Genomic DNA, 21,017 nt, shown 5'->3' with positions numbered 1-21,017 from the left:
TTCACACAAACCGCTTACTCACTCGTGTTCAGTTTTGAAAGAGCAATCTTTCAAAAGTATTATAGTTGTTCCTTGAAAACTAGATAACGAAACAAAACGTAAAGTAAGAACTTAGGTTGTGTTAACCTTCGGGTTACACAAAAATCTTTAACTCTTTCCAATAGGAGAGACTTTTGCTTAGCGCAAAAGATCCCTATAAATGGTTAAGCTAGAAAGAGCACACGGAGGATGCCTAGGCACTAGGAGCCGAAGAAGGACGTGGCGAACGACGAAATGCCTCGGGGAGCCGTAAGCAGGCTTTGATCCGGGGATGTCCGAATGGGGGAACCCAGCTGTGGTAATGCGCAGTTACCATGCAGTGAATACATAGCTGCATTGGAGGCATACCCAGGGAACTGAAACATCTAAGTACCTGGAGGAAAAGAAAACAAAAGTGATTCCGTCAGTAGCGGCGAGCGAAAGCGGAATAGCCCAAACCAAGGAGCTTGCTCCTTGGGGTTGTAGGACCTCGTTGTGGGGTTAGTTCGGTAGGCGAAGTGATCTGGAAAGGTCCGGCATAGAAGGTAAAAGCCCTGTAGCCAAAATCGAACGAAACCCCTAGAGGTATCCTGAGTACGGCGGGTCACGTGAAACCCCGTCGGAATCCGGCAGGACCATCTGCCAAGGCTAAATACTCCCTAGTGACCGATAGTGAAGCAGTACCGTGAGGGAAAGGTGAAAAGCACCGCGGAAGCGGAGTGAAAAAGAACCTGAAACCGTGTGCTTACAAGAAGTCAGAGCCCTCTATATGGGTGATGGCGTGCCTTTTGTAGAATGAACCGGCGAGTTACGTTCCCGTGCGAGGTTAAGTTGAAAAGACGGAGCCGCAGCGAAAGCGAGTCTGAATAGGGCGCTTTAGTACGTGGACGTAGACCCGAAACCGTGTGATCTACCCCTGTCCAGGGTGAAGGTGAGGTAACACTCACTGGAGGCCCGAACCCACGCATGTTGAAAAATGCGGGGATGAGGTGGGGGTAGCGGAGAAATTCCAATCGAACTCGGAGATAGCTGGTTCTCCCCGAAATAGCTTTAGGGCTAGCCTCGGATGTTGAGTTGTGGAGGTAAAGCACTGATTGGGTGCGGGGCCCGCCAAGGGTTACCAAGTCCAGTCAAACTCTGAATGCCACAAACTTAAATCCGGGAGTCAGACAGTGAGTGCTAAGATCCATTGTCAAAAGGGAAACAGCCCAGACCATCAGCTAAGGTCCCCAAGTGTGTGTTAAGTGGGAAAGGATGTGGAGTTGCACAGACAACCAGGATGTTGGCTTAGAAGCAGCCACCATTGAAAGAGTGCGTAATAGCTCACTGGTCGAGTGACTCTGCGCCGAAAATGTAACGGGGCTAAACACGCCACCGAAGCTATGGCTTGCACAATGTGCATGGGTAGGGGAGCGTTGTATGTACGTAGAATTCTGACCGTAAGGACAGGTGGAGCGCATACAAGTGAGAATGCCGGTATAAGTAACGAAAAGATCAGTGAGAATCTGATCCGCCGAAAACCTAAGGGTTCCTGAGGAAGGCTCGTCCGCTCAGGGTAAGTCGGGACCTAAGGCGAGGCCGAAAGGCGTAGTCGATGGACAACAGGTGGAAATTCCTGTACCACCGTAGCCGTTATGAGTGATGGAGTGACGCAGAAGGATAGTGACGCGAGCTGATGGATGCTCGTCCAAGCAGTGAGGCTGATGTGTAGGCAAATCCGCACATCGTTAAGGCTGGGCTGTGATGGGGAGGGAAATTTAAGTACCGAAGGTCATGAGTTCACACTGCCAAGAAAAGCTTCTAGCCAGGCGAAGGTGCCCGTACCGCAAACCGACACAGGTGGGTGAGAAGAGAATTCTAAGGCGCGCGGAAGAACTCTCGTTAAGGAACTCGGCAAAATGACCCCGTAACTTCGGGAGAAGGGGTGCCTCGGTAGGGTGAATAGCCCGAGGGGGCCGCAGTGAAAAGGCCCAAGCGACTGTTTAGCAAAAACACAGGTCTGTGCGAAGCCGCAAGGCGAAGTATACGGGCTGACGCCTGCCCGGTGCTGGAAGGTTAAGAGGAGTGGTTAGGGAGCAATCCCGAAGCTATGAATTGAAGCCCCAGTAAACGGCGGCCGTAACTATAACGGTCCTAAGGTAGCGAAATTCCTTGTCAGGTAAATTCTGACCCGCACGAATGGCGTAACGACTTGGGCGCTGTCTCAACGAGAGATCCGGTGAAATTTTAATACCTGTGAAGATGCAGGTTACCCGCGACAAGACGGAAAGACCCCATGGAGCTTTACTGCAGCTTGATATTGGACTTTGGTACGATCTGTACAGGATAGGTGGGAGCCTTTGAAGCCTGAGCGCCAGCTTGGGTGGAGGCATCGTTGGGATACCACCCTGATCGTATCGGAGTTCTAACCTGGTACCGTGATCCGGTATGGGGACAGTGTCAGGTGGGCAGTTTGACTGGGGCGGTCGCCTCCTAAAATGTAACGGAGGCGTTTAAAGGTTCCCTCAGAATGGTTGGAAATCATTCGCAGAGTGCAAAGGCATAAGGGAGCTTGACTGCGAGACCTACAAGTCGAGCAGGGACGAAAGTCGGACTTAGTGATCCGGTGGTACCGAATGGAAGGGCCATCGCTCAACGGATAAAAGCTACCCTGGGGATAACAGGCTTATCTCCCCCAAGAGTCCACATCGACGGGGAGGTTTGGCACCTCGATGTCGGCTCATCGCATCCTGGGGCTGAAGTAGGTCCCAAGGGTTGGGCTGTTCGCCCATTAAAGCGGTACGCGAGCTGGGTTCAGAACGTCGTGAGACAGTTCGGTCCCTATCTGTCGCGGGCGTAGGAAATTTGAGAGGAGCTGTCCTTAGTACGAGAGGACCGGGATGGACGTACCGCTGGTGTACCAGTTGTCTCGCCAGAGGCATCGCTGGGTAGCTATGTACGGAGGGGATAAGCGCTGAAAGCATCTAAGCGCGAAGCCCCCCTCAAGATGAGATTTCCCAGTATGTAAGACCCCTTGTAGACGACGAGGTTGATAGGTTCGAGGTGGAAGTGCAGCAATGTATGCAGCTGACGAATACTAATCGGTCGAGGGCTTAACCAATAAACCTAAAATTCTAACTTTACGCAAGTTTCGTATCTAGTTTTCAAGGCGCAAACCACGCTTTGACTGTTTGGTGATGATGGCGGAGGGGACCCACGCGTTCCCATCTCGAACACGACCGTTAAGCCCTCCAGCGTCGATGGTACTTGAACCGCAGGGTTCTGGGAGAGTAGAACGTTGCCAAGCAGTTTTCCCTGATAGCTCAGTTGGTAGAGCACTCGACTGTTAATCGAGTTGTCACAGGTTCGAGTCCTGTTCGGGGAGCCATTTTTTATAACATACCAGGCTTTTCATGGAGAGGTGTCCGAGCTGGCCGAAGGAGCACGATTGGAAATCGTGTAGGCGTCACAAGCGTCTCGAGGGTTCGAATCCCTCTCTCTCCGCCACCAATAAACTTTTACATAAGAAAAGCCTGTTTACGAGGCCCGTTGGTCAAGTGGTTAAGACACCTCCCTTTCACGGAGGTAACAGGGGTTCGAGTCCCCTACGGGTCACCATCTATATTCTAGTTATATCCCATGGAGGCTTAGCTCAGCTGGGAGAGCATCTGCCTTACAAGCAGAGGGTCGGCGGTTCGATCCCGTCAGCCTCCACCATTTTACCTTAAAAAGTGTAACGCATTAGCTAAACATTTTTCGGGGATAATAAAATATCATGCTAGTAATGTCGCGGGGTGGAGCAGCCCGGTAGCTCGTCGGGCTCATAACCCGAAGGCCGCAGGTTCAAATCCTGCCCCCGCAACCAACCTCTTATATAAGGAGAGACTTTTGATATTATCAAAAAGATCCCTATATTAGATGTCTTACATAGTGTGGAGCTGTGGTGTAGTGGCCCAACATGCCTGCCTGTCACGCAGGAGACCGCGGGTTCGAATCCCGTCAGCTCCGCCATTTTTTTTATTTATGTCCATGAGTCATTAGCTCAGTTGGTAGAGCACCTGACTTTTAATCAGGGTGTCGTAGGTTCGAATCCTACATGACTCAGTATTTATGGGGAGCTTTAGACCTAGTCTAAAGTTCTCTGTTTCGCGGTCATGGCGGAATTGGCAGACGCGCACGGTTCAGGTCCGTGTGGGCTAACCCCCCGTGGAGGTTCGAGTCCTCTTGACCGCATTATCGGTAAAGAAGAGTAGGTTGCTAATAAGCGCCTTCTCTTCTTTTTATTTTCTCCATCTACTAGAGATAACACTTCTTGTATACTTATATATGCTAATTTGTTATTATTATGAGAGTATTGTTTGGTTTACAAAATCAACACGAGTGTCGGATACTGATTTGGAGTGATAGCTTTGACAAAAACGAATAAAATTACCATGCAGGAGATCGCGGATCGAGTTGGTGTATCTAAATATGCAGTATCGAAAGCATTGTCCGGGAAATCTGGCATTAGTGCAGTAACGAGAGAAAAAATTTTTGAAATCGCTTCCCAATTAGGATATCTGAACCAGAAAACGATTAAAAAAATTCAGAGTCAGTCCACTTCGGAGCAAAGTGATAAAATCGTTTGTATTCTGATTCCGAACATTCGCAGCCAGAATAAAGAGTCCGGCTATTGGGGGAAAGTACTAGACGGCATCTCCAAAACACTTGAATCTGAAGGAATAGGCTCGATTATTGTCTCAGATGATAATCCTAGAAACTTTAATCTGGTTATGAAACCAGAGGGTCTGTTGGGGGTCATTGGTGTTGGGCTTGTATCAACGCCGATGCTGATGGAGCTAAGAAGTAAGGCAATCCCCTTTGTAATGGTCGATCATGAAGATGAGATGATTGAATCGGACACTATTTTCATGAATAATGTGGATATTATGCGCAAACTTACTAATTTTTTGATTGGCAAGGGTCACACCCGTATCCAATTCATCGGCAATTTGCGTTATTCGCGAAGTTTTTTTGACCGTTGGATAGGGTTCAGGTCTATCATGGAGGAGAATGAACTGCCTTATTTGCATAGAAGTCATGCGTTGTTAAATGTGATACCTTCTCTGAGAGAAGAAAATACGAATTTGCTGCTGACAGGTTTGCAGTCCATCCCGGCTAGTGAGTTTCCTACAGCATTCGTGAGCGCGAATGATCAAATTGCCGTGCTAGTGCATAATGCCTTAAAGGCAATGAATCTTCGTGTGCCTGAGGATTGTTCTTTAACCGGTTTTGATAACAATGTCGATATTGTTAAAGACTTTCCAACGCTTACAACGATCAATGCTGAGAAAGATGCACTCGGTATCAAAGCAGTAGACTTGTTGTTATGGAGATTGAAGAATAGGCATATGCCCTATGAAAAAGTATTGCTGCAAAGCGACTTAATTATTAGGGAAAGTATCAGTGCTTTCACAGAAAGTTAACGATTTAGAATAATTGAAGTAGCTCGATTTACAAAGTTCCCGAATCAAGTTTACAAGTAAACTTGATTCGGGAACTTTTTTATGTTGTTTGTCGATATATCCAAGAAATAAACGGATTATAAGTAAATAATGTGTTTTATGTTATGAAAGTAAGCGGTTAAAATAAACATAAAACTAGTTTAATTAACATAACATTCTTTATAAATTAGGTTGACACAATAAAATATTAGGATTACAATCGAAATACATTAAGTAACATTGACCCCATTTATTTTAAGCTGAGAGAAGGTAACAACTATGATTATAAGAAAGCGTAGGTTTCGCAATAAAGATGAGTATAATACTGCCGGGTATCTATTCATTTCCCCTTGGTTAATTGGCTTTCTATTGTTGACGCTATGGCCTATTATTCAGTCATTTTATTTATCTTTTACAGATTATTCATTACTGGATAAGCCATCATGGATTGGCTCGAAAAACTATTCGGAGATTTTTACAAAAGATCGATTATTCTTGAAATCGCTTTCTGTAACTTTCTCGTTTGTTCTCATCTCCGTGCCAGTCAAGTTGTTTTTTTCCCTAATGGTAGCGATGCTGCTGAATCGGAGTCTCCGTGGGATGAATGTGTATCGGACAGCTATTTATTTTCCATCGTTAATTGGGGGAAGTATTGCGGTATCTGCGCTTTGGCGAAACATGTTCGGATTGGATGGATATATCAATCACATTCTGGGATGGTTTCATATTACTGGAGTTGGATGGATATCGAACCCTGATACAGCTCTTGGCACTCTTATCTTACTGAATGCTTGGCAGTTTGGGTCCACCATGGTTATCTTCCTAGCGGGCTTGAAACAAATTCCGAAAGATTTATATGAATCCGCTTCCGTAGATGGTGCTGGAATCGTCCGTAAGTTTTTTACCATTACGTTACCAATGCTCTCACCTGTCATGTTTTTTAATTTAGTGCTAGGTATTATTGGATCCTTCCAAATGTTTACTTCTGCATTCGTCATTACGGCAGGAGGCCCTGCAAACTCAACTTATATGTATGTCATGTTCTTGTATGAAAAGGCTTTCAAACAATTTCAAATGGGTTACGCCTCCGCACTAGCATGGATATTGTTACTTATTATAGCAATATTAACGGCAATTAATTTTGCCGTATCCAAATACTGGGTCTATTACGAATCCGATGGGAGAGGATCTAAATGATCATACGGCGATATTCTTCATTAAAGGCACATTTCATTCTGTTGCCGTTTTCTCTGATCATGCTCTACCCGGTTTTTTGGTGGATGGGTGCCTCATTGAAAAGTTTGGCGGAACTAGGTTCACCAACGATTTGGCCGCAGGTGTTGATGTGGGAAAATTACACCAAAGGCTGGACGTATTCTTCCGAGTACACGTTCACAACCTTTTTTGCCAATACGCTTTTAATGGAATTCTGGAACGTATTGGGCGGCGTAGTCACGGCGGCACTAGTGGGGTATGGATTTGGGAGATTGCAGTTTAAACTACGGAGTTTCTGGTTCTCCGTGTTGTTGCTTACAATGATGCTGCCTTCTCAGGTGACTGTTGTGCCTCAGTACATTATGTATAACAAGTTGGGCCTTGTGAACAGTTATATTCCATTGATATTACCTCATTTCTTTGGAGGAGGTGCATTCTTCATCTTCCTAGTCGTCCAATTTATTAGGGGAATTCCCAGAGATCTGGACGAGGCCGCACAAATGGACGGTGCTTCTGTTTACAAAATATTTCTCTTCGTCATTGCACCTTTAATAAAACCAGCGCTTGTAACCGTAGGTATTTTCACATTTCTTTGGAGCTGGGACGATTTCTTCTCCCAATTGTTGTATTTAAGCTCCATTGAGAAATTTACAGTCGGTTTGGCACTAAGAATGTTTATTGACCAATTTGAAATCCAGTGGGGCCAATTGTTGGCTATGTCGCTTCTCTCAGTCGCTCCTTCTGCCATTGTGTTTTTCTTGGCCCAAAAGCATTTCGTGGAGGGCATCGCTACAACAGGAATCAAAGGTTGATGCCAAAAGCTGCACCTCATGTAGGCAACACATCATTTCACATATAAAGGGAGTGTTTATTCATGAAACAACGACAACCAATGCTCAAAGGGTTATCTTTAGCCATGATTGCTGCAACGATTGGTATTACTGGATGCAGCAGCGGTAGCCAGCCGGCGCAATCATCGACGCAGCCGCAAACGACGGCGAAAACAGCGACGTCTGCGCCTGCTTCTGACAAGGCGGTTAAGCTGAAGATCATGTGGTGGGGAACACAGGCACGTCATGATGCCACTTTGAAAGCGCTGGATTTATACACGAGTCAAGTGCCTAAAGTGACCTTTGCCCCAGAGTATACAGCATGGGATGGGTTTTGGGAGAAGCTTCCAACTTTAGCGGCTTCCAATACGATCCCAGATGTGCTGCAGATGGATGCGGCGTATATTCAAAGTTACGTCAAGCGGGGGCAGCTTGCTGACTTGTCGGATCTCGATTTGAAAGACATCGTCGATCCAAAAATTTTGGAGAATGTTAAAATCAACGGCAAGCTGTACGGTGTTCCCCTCAGTTTGAACGGTCAGGGGATGGTGTACAACAAACCTGATCTTGAAGCGGCAGGAATCAAGCTGCCATTCAATAATTGGTCCTATGATGATTTCTTTGCCTTTGCGAAAGAAGCACGCACGAAATTGCCTAAAGACAAATATCCGATCGACGATTTATCAAATGTTTGGGATTGGTACCAGTATTATCAAACGGCCCAAGGAAAAGGACCTATTTTCCAAGACGGCACGAAGTTCAACCTAGATAAGGACACTTGGTTCCAATTCCAAAACACATATGCTGGATTCCGCAAAGACGGCATCGTACCTTCGGCCGATTTGCAGATGTCTTTTAAAGAGAACGATCCAAAGCTCGACTCTTTGGCAGCCGGCAAAGTGATGCTCAAAGGAGCATCCGTGGGGTCTGCAACGGCTATCCAGGCACTAGTTCCAGGCAAATTGGTAGTAAACAGCAATCCGATAGGTCCGAAAGGGGGAGGCTGGGCGCAGTCGACAATCTTCCTCAGCATAGGTGCGAACTCAGCTAATAAAGAGCAAGCCAAACAGTTCATCAAGTGGTTTATTTCCAATCAAGAGGCTGGCAAAGTTCTGGGCACAACGAGAGGTATTCCGATTAATGAAACTATTTTCAAAAGTCTTGAATCTACACTATCCAAAGGTGATCTCTTCGGTAAAGATTTATTGAACGCAGCAAAAGACAAGGCACTGCCTTTCTACCCTGCTCCTCCAGGCACTGAAGATTTCGTGAAAACGTACAAATCGGAAATGGAAGCCGTGATGTTCGGCAAACAGACGCTTGAGCAAGCGTTCAAAACAATTACTGATAAAGGCAAAGATGCGGAAGCCAAGTTGAATAAATAAAGTCAGCCCTCTATTCATCCTATACATTTCTCTTGAGCCACTTCCGTTCTCCTTTGAGAATTGAAGTGGCTCAACATTCAAGGAGGTCATGTTAGCATGCAGTTAGCTGAATTTTTTTCATCAGAACCTGATCAGCTTTGGTCGCTTGCCAAACAAATGGGCGTGAATTATGCAGTGGGTCCATTGCCCCGAGAACTTAACGGTATGAAGCCGTGGGATTATCATAATCTGCTTCTAATGAAGCAAAGATTCGAGAACAACGGTATCGAATTAGCCGTTATTGAATCAGCTCCTTCGACGAATTTAATTAAATTAGGGCTACCTGGGCGGGATGAAGAGATTGCCGTCATGCAAACGTTGATTACGAACATGGGTGCTCTTGGCATACCTGTCCTTTGCTACAATTTTATGGCACAGTTTGGCTGGTTCCGCACATCAACGAGCATTCGTACACGTGGAGAAGCCCTTGTATCCGGTTATGATCATTCTTTGATGAAAGATGCACCTTTGACGGAGGCAGGTATCGTAGAGGAAGATCGGCTCTGGGACAATCTCCGGTACTATCTGGAGAAAATTGTACCAACTGCTGAGAAAGCCAAGGTGAAGCTTGCTCTACACCCGGATGATCCGCCAATTTCACCAATTCGAGGAGTTTCACGTATATTGACGAGCGCCAATGCCCTGCAGAGGGCTATCGATTTAGTTCCAAGCGAGTATAGCGGGATTACTTTATGTCAAGGGACATTGGCTACAGCTGGTGAGCATATTCCGTCTGTTATCACTCGTTTTGCGGAACAGAACAAAATATTTTTTGTGCATTTTCGCGATGTAAAGGGCAATGCGGAACGTTTCGAGGAAACATTTCATGATGACGGCAAGACGGATATGCTCGAAGCCATGAAGCTTTACTATAAATATGGCTATCAAGGTCCTGCAAGGCCCGATCATGTACCTACAATGGCAGGAGAGGATAATAAGAATCCGGGTTACGAGCTATTAGGCCGATTGTTTGGGGTTGGGTACATCAAGGGATTGATGGAGGCTGCAGCTTCAAACAATTAATGATAACGGAGAAGCAATTTATTTACAGTAAAGAAGGGATTGAGGATCATTCTGAAACCAGATACCTATGAAAGCACTTTAGCCCACGTTAACGGGCATTCAAATCCATCTGAGCTGAGGATCGTTGATATCCGCTTTGCCGATATTGTCAGCGCACCGATGCATTGCAGCCTAATTAAGGTGTATACCAACCAAGGTTTGGTTGGTTATGGAGAAGTTCGTGATGGTGCGGATAAAGTGTACGCTCAGATGTTGAAGAGTCGATTGCTAGGGGAGAATCCTTGTCATATTGATAAATTGTTCCGTCGTATTAAGCAGTTCGGAGGTCATGCTCGTCAAGGTGGGGGCGTCAGCGGTCTAGAAATTGCACTATGGGATTTAGCAGGAAAGGCCTATCAGATTCCTATTTATCAAATGCTGGGTGGCAAATTTCGCGATAAAATTCGAATGTACTGTGATACGGACGTAAACGGTAGAGACACCGGTCATGCGATGGGATTAGCGTTGAAAGAAAGAATAAATAAAGGATATACATTTTTGAAAATGGATCTTGGCATCAATCAGATTATTCATGAGCCAGGTACGTTAAGCGCGCCTCTTGGATTCTTAGAAGACATGCAGAGTCTATCGCGTTCCTGGTGGAAACGCCAGCCCGGAAGCCTGCCACAATCCGAAGAAAGAGCGCTGCGCAACCGAGTGTATGATATGTACAATATCGCGCATCCTTTTACAGGCATCCATGTGACAGAAAAGGGGCTTGATATGCTGGAACAATATGTAGCGGATGTTCGATCCGTTATCGGGTATGAAGTTCCCCTTGCTATTGATCATTTTGGACATATCGGTGTTGAAGATTGTATTAAACTTGGGCGTCGGATCGATAAGTTCAACCTGGCTTGGATGGAGGATATGATTCCATGGACGTATACGCAGCAGTACGCCAAGCTAGCGAGTAGTGTTACAACCCCGATTTGTACGGGTGAAGACATTTATTTAAAAGAAAATTTCAGACCGCTCCTTGAAGCTGGCGGAGTATCCGTCATTCATCCGGATGTGCTAACGGCTGGCGGAATACTAGAGACGAAGAAAATTGGCGATATGGCGCAAGAATATGGCGTAGCAATGGCGATTCATATGGCTGAAAGCCCAATTGCCTGTCTAGCGGCTGCACATGTGGCTGCTGCAACGGAGAATTTCCTTGCCTTGGAATTCCACTCCGATGATGTGTCGTGGTGGGATGATCTCATCATTTCTAGCTATGTGACGAAACCGCTTGTTCAGAATGGATTCATCACCGTGCCCGATGCTCCCGGTCTTGGTATTGAGGAACTTAATGACGAAGTGATTGCTCAGCATTTGCATCCAGAAGATCAGGGATTATGGGTATCGACGGATGAATGGAATCATCGTTGGTCGAACGACCGCTTATGGAGCTGACAAAATCGAAAACGCAGGAGGAATAACTCATGAAATTCGATAATGCTGAAGACATCATCCAACTTACGCCGTTATGGGAAGGGGAGCGATTCCCAAATGGACGTCCAAAAGTATCCGACGATGTATTGCGGCGTATGCGCCGGATTACGTTGGAGGAAGCATGGGGCCCCCTGTGGAACAGCGGTTACAAGTTTCAATTTGAAGGGGATTTCAAGATTATTCATCCCGAACAAGTCATGGTAGGTCGTGCAGTGACTTCGGTATTGCTACCACACCGCCCTGATTTGCATCATACACTTCTAAATTATGGACATGAACAAGAGAATAGAAAAGGCTTCTTCAATCAATGGATTATCGATTGTCTGGAAGAGGATGATGTAGCCGTAGTCGACATGTTCGATAAGGTCTATAAAGGTACATTCGTTGGCGGCAATCTATCAACAGCCATTTCCGCTCGTACGAAACGAGGCGGTGCTGTCATATGGGGAGGCATTCGTGATAATCAGCAGGTTGTCAAAATTGAGGGAATCAATGTTTATTATCGAGGAAGCGATCCAACCGCTATCGAGGATGTGACAATGGTCGGCATGAATGTGCCATGCCGGATTGGAAGAGCTGTATGCCTACCGGGTGATGTTGTACTCGGAACCCCATCCGGAGTTATCTTTATTCCTCCGCATTTGGCGGAAACGACGGTCGAGCTTGCAGAAAAATCGCAAGTGCGCGACGTCTTCGGATTTATAAGGCTGAATGAGGGCATATATACAACAGCTCAAATCGACGGGATGTGGACACCGACTCTTTGGCAGGACTTTAGGGATTGGTTTGACACCTCTAATGAAGCGGCCGAATACCGGCATCTGAATTGGGAACATGAGATAGAAGAAGCGAGACTGAAAGAAAGTAAGGGTACGAATACTAGCGATGTTCGACTATAGATGATAATAGCGGGTTTTCGATAGCACCGCTTATGATGGAGGATAGGATGAGCGAAACAGCAAATGTATGGAAAGAGTGGACGTTTAAAGCTAGTCATGGAAATAAATGGATGCCTGCTAAAGTTCCTGGTTGTGTCCATATGGATCTATATCATAACGGCATTATTCCGAATCCGTTTTATGGAAAGAATGAGAGCGAGCTGCAGTGGATCGACAAAAAAGATTGGGAGTATCAATGCTTTTTTGATGTTCCAGAGGAGCTGAAGGCAAGCTCACATTTGGAACTTGTGTTTGACGGATTAGATACGTATGCAGACGTATATGTGAATGGTCGGCACATCCTCTCGGCGGATAATATGTTCCGCAGCTGGCGAGTTGATGTTAAGCAATGGCTCACCGAATGTGATAACAAGCTGTCGGTTCATTTCAGATCGCCGATTCATGAAGATTTACCGAAGTTAGAGAGGCTGGGCTATGGACTGCCGGCATCGAACGATCAGTCAGATGTAGGCGGTCTCGTTGATAAGAAGATTAGCGTCTTTGCTCGTAAGGCGCCCTACCATTACGGATGGGACTGGGGTCCGCGCTTTGTAACAAGCGGAATATGGCGTGAGGTGAGACTTGAAGGCTGGACGGAATGCCGGATTACCGATGTATATATCAGGCAAGATGAAGTTACTCCTGTACTCGCTAAACTTACCGCTGTTCTTGAGATAGAGGTTTCAGAAGCATGGGAAGGATCACTACATGTTCTTACGGAAGGTCTCAGTTGGACCAGAAAAGTAAATCTGGTAAGTGGAATTAATCATATCGAATTGAATATGTCTATTGATCAACCCCGCTTGTGGTGGTGCAGAGGGTTAGGAGAGCCAGATTTATACAGCTTTAAAGTGGAATTAATAGGAACGAGAGGTTCTGCAGCACAGAAAAGTATTAGAACCGGACTTCGAACCATTAAACTGGTGACGAATCAAGATGACGAAGGAACCTCATTTTATATCGAATTAAATGGCGTTGCCGTGTTTGCCAAAGGTGCCAATCATATACCGAATGACAGCTTTTTAACAGAAGTTACTTACGAAACCTATAGACATGAAATTGCCACAGCGGCAGCCTCCAATATGAACATGCTTCGGGTTTGGGGCGGCGGGATCTATGAGCAGGATATGTTTTATGAGCTTTGTGATGAGTATGGGCTTCTCGTGTGGCAGGACTTTATGTTTGCCTGCAGTATGTACCCTGGTGACGAAGCTTTTTTACTAAATGTTAAGTTAGAAGCTGAGGAGAACATTAAACGACTCCGAAACTATGCTTGTATTGCGTTATGGTGTGGAAACAACGAAATGGATACGGCGTGGTCACATTACGATGAGCAGGCTGGATGGGGATGGAAAAAGCTTTACAGCTCCGAGCAGCGGGAACGTATTTGGCATGATTATGAGCAAATTTTTCATATGATTTTACCTGAAGCAGTTAACCGATGGGCTCCGGATATTTCTTACTGGCCTTCTTCACCTATGTGTGGGCTTAAGGGGAATGAGGATCAACATGCTCACCAGAATTCTTCCTCTGGGGATATTCACTACTGGGGCGTATGGCATTCTGTAGAGCCCTTTGAGAAGTATAATGAGCACGTTGGACGCTTTATGAGCGAATATGGTTTTCAATCATTCCCGGAATACGAGTCGGTTAAGACCTATGCCGAGGAAACAGATATGGCGTTAGAATCTGAAGTCATGCTGGCACATCAGAAGCACAAACGTGGCAATCAATTAATTAAGGAATACATGGACATCTATATGAGGGAGCCGAAAGATTTCCCATCCTTTCTATATATGAGTCAGGTATTGCAGGCGGAGGCGATGAAAACTGCCATTGAAGCGCATCGACGCCGTAAGCCATACTGTATGGGTTCTCTATATTGGCAGATGAATGACTGCTGGCCTGTGGCCTCATGGGCTGGGATGGATTACTATGGCAGATGGAAAGCCTTGCAATATTATGCACGGCGCAGCTTCAGCGATGTACTTCTCTCTGTGGATGATACAGATGAAAGCCGCCTCGATGTTTACATTATTTCCGATTTACGATTTCCGATTCACGGGACGCTTAGGATAGAGTTATTGAATTTCTCTGGAGATGTTATATGGTGCTGCGTGGGGCCGGTTGAGGTTGATGCTTTATTAGGTGTTAAAGCCCTCTCGGTCAATAAAGAAGAGTTGCTGGCAGGAAACGATGAGACATCCGTTCTGCTCGTTGTACAGTTGGAGACGGATGGAACAGTCATCGGAAGCTGCGAACATTATTTGGTGCCATTCAAGGAAATGAAACTAGCTGACCCAACCATTCAAATAACCGAGGTGGAAGGAAGCGGGGGAACCCGGTTTGTATTGGAAACAGATACGTTGGCCAAACAGGTGCGATTATCTACGTCGATAGAGGGTATATTTGATGATAACTATTTTGATTTACTGCCGAATCGCCCTAAGACAGTTACCTTTATGGCCCGGAGTGCGGGTCGCACCCCTTTTGTCTTCTCTGCACCTGCACAGTTAGAAATCTGTTCAATGATAGACTGTGTCACTCGTCATACTAAAGATTTAAAAAACTCAATGGCCTAGCGGCTATTGAGTTTTTTGCGTTCTATGGACAAGCAACTTTAAATTTCAGTTGACATTGATTATTATTATCACTAATATCAATTATAGTGGTAAAAGCGATGGCGGGGGGAGATCGAACATGAAAACGATTAAATACTGCTGTAGAAATGAAAAGTTCGGATCCAAACAAATATATAAGTCCTTGAAAAACGAATATCCGGGCCTTAAGCAGAAGAAGAAGGACTGCTTAGGTAATTGTAAGCATTGTAAGAAAGAGTGTATTGCCATGATCGGTAAAAAGGAGCTGTTGTGTGCAGCATCGCCTGACTTACTTTATGCTCAGATCAAACAAATTATAGCTGAATCTAGGGCAGAAAGCGTGATGGCTTGAACTTAACCCTTCTTAAATTGTTACTTCCGTTTGTATTTGTATGCGGAGTTCTGGTAATCTTGTATGTATGGGGAATACGCAAGAGATAACCATACAGAAAGGTGTGTGCATCTATGTTAAACGATACACTTACAGAAGCGCTCAATGAGCAGATGAACTATGAGTTTTATTCCGCGCACGTCTACTTGGCTATTGCTGGTTATTGTGCTGCGGAAAGCTTAGACGGCTTTTCCAACTTTTTTATTGTACAAGCTGAAGAAGAGAAATTCCATGCAATGAAAATTTTCAAATTCATAAATGATCGTGGAAAAAAGGTTAGCTTTGCTGGTATGGATACGCCTGTGAATGAGTACAAATCGATCCTAGATGCTTTTGAACATGCTTATCAACATGAGCAAGAAGTAACAAGACGTATCTATCATCTATCCGATTTGGCATTGAACGATAGAGAACATGCGACTATGCAATTCTTGAAATGGTTCATTGATGAGCAGGTAGAGGAAGAAGCAATGTTCGACAGCATTATTAATAAATTGAAACGCATTGATAAAGACAGTAACGCTTTCTACATGTTAGATGCTGAATTTGCTCAGCGTTCATTCACGCCACCAGCAGCGGTATAATTACATACGATTTTTTATGAGCATGAGACTTACCTGTTTCGCGAAATTTGGCGAAGGGTAAGTTTTTTTATGTCTGCTGACTGAACATAGACGGAAGATCCGCGGTCTCCATCATGAGTTTTATTTATCAGACCCGAGAAAGGTGGAGTCTTTGAGAATGATGACGATCTTGCGGTATCCCATAGCAGCTGTAGAAGTGGTGAAGGGGTGACTTTTGCGGTAAAATAGAAGAAAATGTCGATATCCACAGGGGGAGGGGCGGCAGATGCAGACACGTTATTTAGCGCGGGCTATTAAAATCTTGAGCATACTTGTCATCTTGTTTGGATTTATGTATCCAGCTTCTGCTGTCCAAGCTTCATGGTTGGATCGGGTGAAAGACATATATCAACTACCAGAGAATGTGGAACAAATTCAGAAGGACTATGAGGCAACAAAGCAGCAATTAGAGGACCAGAAGGATAAGCTTTCCGAAGCCATACGACATTCGCAAGAAACGGAGGAACGGCTTCTTGGGCAAAACGAAACGCTTAAAAGGGAAAATGAACAATTGCAAGAACGCTTGAAGGCCATGGAACAAGTAGCCCTAGATAAAGAAAAGCGAAATCGGAAATTAACCTATATGGCTGTGACGGCTGTTTTGCTGGTTCTTTTTTATTTTGTGCTAGGCCGCGTGTTTCGATTCATGGTCTGGAGGAGGCAAAAGCGCGGAATGAGATAAATGTAGTCTTACGAGGAGGTCGGTGTGTATGGAGGTATCTTTCGAGGAAGTGAGCTCACATGCAAAGATAGCTACAATGTGCATCGAACAGGGTGAGTCTGTTCATGTGCTGCATCCGAACCAAATTGTCGCTTTCCAAGGGAAGTCTGAGCAGAGAGAAGATTCGTTAATGAAACTGCCGAGTATGTATAGGAAGAAGCGTTTTGTTCAGTCACGGCTGCATGGTCCTGCCAATGTAATGCTAGGGCTGCCTGAAGGATACAGCATGGCTGTTATACCGATAGGAGTGGATGATGAACTTCTATATGAATTCCGGCATGTTTTGTTTTACACAGAGGGAGTCAGCTACACTTCTCATCTGCAAAATATTAAGAATACACTGATTACGCAGGATCTTGTGAAAATGCAGTTTAAAGGTCCAGGCAAACTAGGACTTCTGACTACAGGACCGATTTACCAAATGGCATTGGATGTTAAGCAGCCCTTATATGTTGATACAAGCTGTCTTGTTGCGTATCCGCAGAATGCTCAGCTGCGTCTGTGTGTGTACGGCAATACACTGGCCAGTCAGCATATGAATTATCATTGGGAAATGACGGGGCAAGGCCATGTTCTCATGCAGCCCTGTAAGCCGGATCGCAAATTGGATGAGCATATGAAAAATGACAGCCTATTGCGTCGTATTGCCAAAGAAGTATTGCCATTTGGCGGTATTTTCATCAAATGAAAAAAGGAAAGAAAAAACATTTGCATTTGTCTTCAATTCCTGATATATTATTCCTTGTCGCCTCGGAGAAACGTTAGCGAGAATGACAAGCAATTATACGATGCGGAAGTGGCTCAGCGGTAGAGCATCGCCTTGCCAAGGCGAGGGTCGCGGGTTCGATCCCCGTCTTCCGCTCCAATTAATTTGCGCCCTTAGCTCAGCTGGATAGAGTATTTGACTACGAATCAAAAGGTCGGGAGTTCGAATCTCTCAGGGCGCGCCATTTTCATAAACCGCATCGGGACGTAGCTCAGCTTGGTAGAGCACCTGCTTTGGGAGCAGGGGGTCGCATGTTCAAATCGTGTCGTCCCGACCATCAATCCCTTTATAATACGCGGGCGTAGTTTAATGGTAGAACTTCAGCCTTCCAAGCTGATCGCGCGGGTTCGATTCCCGCCGCCCGCTTCACAGAAAAAGATCACCATCGGGTGGTCTTTTTCGTTTGAACGGGAAAGGAAGAGAAGCCGTATGGGTTCGACCGTCCGTGAAGACATCATAGAATATACTCAAGTAGGACGCGCGTCCCAATATACCAATAGCCGCTTCCGTAGGAAGCATTTTAAATAAGTATTTGGAGTATTCCCGCCGCCCGCTTTACAGAAAAAGATCACCTTCGGGTGATCTTTTTCGTTTGAACGGTAAGGAAGTGAAGCCATATGGGTTAGACTGGTGATCCGGGGCTTGTATTTAAATACTTGCTTATGCGGGGCTATGCATCATAACGCCATCGTTACCAATGGTCATCTTATACCGCATTCCGTTCGGACTATGTAAGTAAATTCCGTCAAAGTTCGTGGAACCTTGAATAGACACGGCGGCCGTCATGCCTTCGGCCATGTTGTCAGCGACCTGCACATCGCTGCAAGTAGCGGTAACGCTTATGCCATATTGGTTTTGATTGCCGGTCAAAGCTTTAGTAATATGGTTACCTGCGACCTTCCCTTTTTTAGCTGAATTCGCAACAAGGATGCCACTTCGCGTATTGTTAGTTTCAGTTGCCGGGGAATTAATGATATTTCCAATAATCTGAAATTTCTCCATGCTTTGAATATAAATACCGGTCCTGCCGCAGCGATCGATCTGATTATGAAGTACCTGAATGTCGGCCGTGAGTCCGCGGTTTTTGTAATCTGCGTCTGGTTCTTCGGAGAATATAGCCTCCATATTGATGTCCTGAAAGACGTTATGACTAATACTTGCTTTGGTTACGTATGATAACCAGATTCCACGATATTGGTTGTGGAACAAGTTCCCGGTAATACTCACCTTATGCACCCATCGCAGGTTGATGCAGTTTTTGCTGGATGATCCCTGCGCGAACACATTGTTGGTGATGATAACCGACTCCACTTTGGCATATACCAAAGCCGTTTTGGGCCATCCTACGCAATAAATCGTTTCGAGCTGCGTCCCCTTAAATATATTACCGGAAATTACAATATTTTTACTGGATTGCGGTAGACCGGTTTGGTTACCAGCAGCATCTTTGGACGAATTGGTATTTCCCGCCGGATTAGACATCATAACGCCCCTGTTGCAATTGAGGAATAAGTTGTTCGAGATGAATAGTTCAGCGAACTTGAAGCTGCGTACCCCGGCAAAAGTCATACCTTCGAAGGTATTGTCAACTACTTTGATATTCGAGTTATAAAGGTCATAAACGGCGTAATGATTGCCTACACCCGCAGGCCATGCTTGTGTCCCCGGTGTACCGCTTGCCCCAAAGTAGCAGCTTCGGACAGTAATGTTACGGCATGGGGTTCCGTCGAAGGCGCCCATTTGGCTAAAACCTTCCTGTGTATGATTGGCTAATTGAATCGCTTCCGCATAATTTCTGGATTGATCGGGCGTACTATCCCGATATCCAAGGAACCGACAATTCTCAATTACGACGTTCTCGCAAGCGTTCATATCGACACCGTGAGCGGTAACGACATCTCGCATTTCGATGTTGCGGATTATGATGTTCCTGCCTCTGGCCAGGCCGAACCCATTATAGGTATCAGGATACTGGAGGATGTTCCCTTCCCAAATACCGCCTTCGATCCATAAATCTCCATGCCCTTCGTAGCCTTGGAAGCCAGGGCCGTTATCTCCATTTACTAAAAATGAATGATCATGGCAGCGTAGAATTTTGGCATCTGCATCTAATGTCAGACGTGTATGACGGTAGATCCGCAGTGTGTCCGTGACTTTGTAGGTCCCTTTAGGAATGTGAACATGCGAGCCCGTCCCTTGAAGAGCTTGATTCAATGCGTTCTGAATTGCGGCAGTATCATCGGTTGAGCCGTCCCCAACAGCACCGTAATCACGAATATTTTTCATTGAAACTGCTTCTAACGTAAAGATAGGATGGCCTTTCTGACCGTAGACCTCTTCAGTTACCGAGTTGGCAGAAACACCGGAAGTAGATTGGAATAAGTTAGTACCGGTCGCAAGGGCTACACTTGTCAATCCCAAAGAGGCAAGCAATTTTCTTCTGCTAATTTGACGTGTTGCTTGTTCCACATGTTCCTGTTCCTGTTTCGACATCAATGATTCCTCCTTAACCAATCTTTTTCAGTCGTTACGTTCATCGTCGTACCATCGGAGCGAAGCATAATATTGCCGTGCATGCCGGTGGAGTAAACCTTCGCGCCTTTTTTCTCCAAGCGCTCCAGCAGGTTCGGGCTTTGGAACAGGTTTTGACTCATGATGACGATCTGCGGGGAAACGGCCTGCAGGAACGCCTCCGAAGAGGAGGTTGATTCGCTGCCGTGATGAGGAATATCCATCATGTCTGACTTCAGCTTCTCTTTCCAGGAGGAAGAGGTAAGCTCAATTTCCCGGTGCTTGTAGATATCAGCGGTAAACAAGAATGTGCGTTCACCATAAGTCATCTTAAGCACCATGGAATAATCGTTAATTTCCTGAGCGGAAAATGTTTTCACCGCTTCGGGCAACGCTCCCTTGGGTGGACTGAGCACCTCGAATCGCACATGCTCGCCCAGTTGGAATACATCTCCCTCCTCAAGCGTTTTCATAGGCACCGCTTCAAGAGGGGCCATGGCATTGTTGTAAGCGGAGGATTTGGTATACGGCAAATTCACCATATAAAAGGACTTGATTGGCTTCTCCTTCGCAACGGTAGCGAATCCCCCAATATGATCAATATGCGGGTGGGTGTTCAGTGCGATGTCTAGTAGGTTAATTCCAAGCTTATTTAAATAATTCACCACTTGCGGTCCGACTTCCGGCAGTCCAGCGTCTACCAGCATCGTCTTGCCATCCGGAGAAACAATCAAAAAGCTGTCACCCATCAAATTATCTCCATCCAAATAAAAATAACGGATGGTCAGTTGTCCTTTACCAGCGTCCTTATCAAATATTTGCTCCGTTCGTACACTTGGCACTGTCTGCGGACTCTGAATTGTCAAGGCGACTGGAGTCACCTGAGGCTTGGTATCCGTGCAGGCCGTAAACAGCAAGGAAAGAATGACCGCAATGCACACTAGCTTTGCAACAGCAGTCCAGTGCTTCAAGAACATGATCTCATCGCCTTCCCATTCTGAAGGATAAGCAGGAGGGCG

The 21,017-nt window shown here is 45.7% G+C and carries 14 protein-coding genes, 12 tRNA genes and 2 rRNA genes; 26 read left to right on the top strand and 2 right to left on the bottom strand.

Annotated features, from left to right (window positions below; genetic code table 11):
- Positions 1–201: 201 nt before the first annotated feature.
- The 26 genes from QFZ80_RS29315 (at position 202) to QFZ80_RS29190 (ending at position 17,853) form a co-directional block, all read left to right on the top strand.
- Positions 202–3,118: ribosomal RNA gene (locus QFZ80_RS29315) — 23S ribosomal RNA — on the top strand.
- A 69-nt stretch (positions 3,119–3,187) separates the two neighbouring features.
- Positions 3,188–3,304, top strand: a 5S ribosomal RNA gene (gene rrf / locus QFZ80_RS29310).
- Between the two features lie 5 nt (positions 3,305–3,309).
- Positions 3,310–3,385: transfer RNA gene (locus tag QFZ80_RS29305), tRNA-Asn, on the top strand.
- Between the two features lie 27 nt (positions 3,386–3,412).
- Positions 3,413–3,504 (top strand) — tRNA-Ser (locus QFZ80_RS29300).
- 36 nt (positions 3,505–3,540) lie between these two features.
- Positions 3,541–3,615: transfer RNA gene (locus QFZ80_RS29295), tRNA-Glu, on the top strand.
- Positions 3,616–3,638: 23 nt separating this feature from the next.
- Positions 3,639–3,714: transfer RNA gene (locus tag QFZ80_RS29290), tRNA-Val, on the top strand.
- Positions 3,715–3,785: 71 nt separating this feature from the next.
- Positions 3,786–3,862, top strand: a tRNA-Met gene (locus QFZ80_RS29285).
- A gap of 69 nt (positions 3,863–3,931) precedes the next feature.
- Positions 3,932–4,008, top strand: a tRNA-Asp gene (locus QFZ80_RS29280).
- 20 nt (positions 4,009–4,028) lie between these two features.
- Positions 4,029–4,101, top strand: a tRNA-Lys gene (locus QFZ80_RS29275).
- 44 nt (positions 4,102–4,145) lie between these two features.
- A tRNA-Leu gene (locus tag QFZ80_RS29270) sits at positions 4,146–4,230 on the top strand.
- A gap of 176 nt (positions 4,231–4,406) precedes the next feature.
- Complete coding sequence (locus QFZ80_RS29265; RefSeq protein WP_307552242.1) at positions 4,407–5,462, top strand: LacI family DNA-binding transcriptional regulator; 1,056 nt, start codon at positions 4,407–4,409, stop codon at positions 5,460–5,462.
- A 297-nt stretch (positions 5,463–5,759) separates the two neighbouring features.
- A complete protein-coding gene (locus QFZ80_RS29260) occupies positions 5,760–6,677 on the top strand; it encodes a carbohydrate ABC transporter permease (RefSeq protein WP_307552243.1) in 918 nt (305 codons plus the stop codon).
- The gene (locus QFZ80_RS29255) at positions 6,674–7,507 is read left to right on the top strand and encodes a carbohydrate ABC transporter permease (protein ID WP_307552244.1); all 834 of its coding nucleotides are present in this window, start codon (positions 6,674–6,676) and stop codon (positions 7,505–7,507) included. The genes QFZ80_RS29260 and QFZ80_RS29255 overlap by 4 nt, the downstream gene beginning before the upstream one ends.
- 62 nt (positions 7,508–7,569) lie before the next feature.
- Entirely contained in the window at positions 7,570–8,910 is a 1,341-nt protein-coding gene (locus QFZ80_RS29250; protein WP_307552245.1) for an extracellular solute-binding protein, read from the top strand.
- 96 nt (positions 8,911–9,006) lie between these two features.
- Positions 9,007–9,972: a mannonate dehydratase gene (locus QFZ80_RS29245; protein WP_307562275.1), complete on the top strand. Its 966-nt coding sequence runs from the start codon at positions 9,007–9,009 to the stop codon at positions 9,970–9,972.
- Between the two features lie 48 nt (positions 9,973–10,020).
- Entirely contained in the window at positions 10,021–11,409 is a 1,389-nt protein-coding gene (locus QFZ80_RS29240) for a mandelate racemase/muconate lactonizing enzyme family protein (RefSeq protein ID WP_307555929.1), read from the top strand.
- A 29-nt stretch (positions 11,410–11,438) separates the two neighbouring features.
- Positions 11,439–12,347, top strand: a complete 909-nt coding sequence (locus QFZ80_RS29235) for an RraA family protein (protein ID WP_307562273.1) — start codon at positions 11,439–11,441, stop codon at positions 12,345–12,347.
- Between the two features lie 47 nt (positions 12,348–12,394).
- Positions 12,395–14,968 carry a beta-mannosidase gene (locus QFZ80_RS29230; protein WP_307562271.1) on the top strand — a complete coding sequence of 858 codons (2,574 nt, stop codon included), beginning with the start codon at positions 12,395–12,397 and terminating at the stop codon, positions 14,966–14,968.
- Between the two features lie 118 nt (positions 14,969–15,086).
- Positions 15,087–15,338: a DUF1450 domain-containing protein gene (locus QFZ80_RS29225; protein ID WP_307552249.1), complete on the top strand. Its 252-nt coding sequence runs from the start codon at positions 15,087–15,089 to the stop codon at positions 15,336–15,338.
- Between the two features lie 113 nt (positions 15,339–15,451).
- The gene (locus tag QFZ80_RS29220) at positions 15,452–15,961 is read left to right on the top strand and encodes a ferritin (RefSeq protein WP_057307929.1); all 510 of its coding nucleotides are present in this window, start codon (positions 15,452–15,454) and stop codon (positions 15,959–15,961) included.
- Between the two features lie 265 nt (positions 15,962–16,226).
- A complete protein-coding gene (locus QFZ80_RS29215; RefSeq protein ID WP_307552250.1) occupies positions 16,227–16,682 on the top strand; it encodes a hypothetical protein in 456 nt (151 codons plus the stop codon).
- 28 nt (positions 16,683–16,710) lie between these two features.
- The gene (locus QFZ80_RS29210) at positions 16,711–17,409 is read left to right on the top strand and encodes an AIM24 family protein (protein ID WP_307562269.1); all 699 of its coding nucleotides are present in this window, start codon (positions 16,711–16,713) and stop codon (positions 17,407–17,409) included.
- Between the two features lie 102 nt (positions 17,410–17,511).
- A tRNA-Gly gene (locus QFZ80_RS29205) sits at positions 17,512–17,586 on the top strand.
- A gap of 8 nt (positions 17,587–17,594) precedes the next feature.
- Positions 17,595–17,671: transfer RNA gene (locus QFZ80_RS29200), tRNA-Arg, on the top strand.
- Between the two features lie 16 nt (positions 17,672–17,687).
- Positions 17,688–17,764 (top strand) — tRNA-Pro (locus QFZ80_RS29195).
- Positions 17,765–17,782: 18 nt separating this feature from the next.
- Positions 17,783–17,853: transfer RNA gene (locus QFZ80_RS29190), tRNA-Gly, on the top strand.
- Between the two features lie 294 nt (positions 17,854–18,147).
- Here the strand turns inward: QFZ80_RS29190 and QFZ80_RS29185 are convergent.
- Together QFZ80_RS29185 and QFZ80_RS29180 are read right to left on the bottom strand one after the other, a co-directional pair.
- Positions 18,148–19,980, bottom strand: coding sequence for a right-handed parallel beta-helix repeat-containing protein (locus QFZ80_RS29185; protein ID WP_307562267.1), 1,833 nt, complete (start codon positions 19,978–19,980; stop codon positions 18,148–18,150).
- The gene (locus QFZ80_RS29180) at positions 19,980–20,975 is read right to left on the bottom strand and encodes a ComEC/Rec2 family competence protein (RefSeq protein ID WP_307562265.1); all 996 of its coding nucleotides are present in this window, start codon (positions 20,973–20,975) and stop codon (positions 19,980–19,982) included. Before QFZ80_RS29180 ends, QFZ80_RS29185 begins: the two co-directional genes overlap by 1 nt.
- Positions 20,976–21,017: the final 42 nt, after the last annotated feature.

Source organism: Paenibacillus sp. V4I7 (assembly GCF_030817275.1).
GTDB lineage: Bacteria > Bacillota > Bacilli > Paenibacillales > NBRC-103111 > Paenibacillus_E.
The sequence above is the reverse complement of the archived record's forward strand: the minus strand, read 5'-3'. Positions and strand labels throughout refer to the sequence as shown.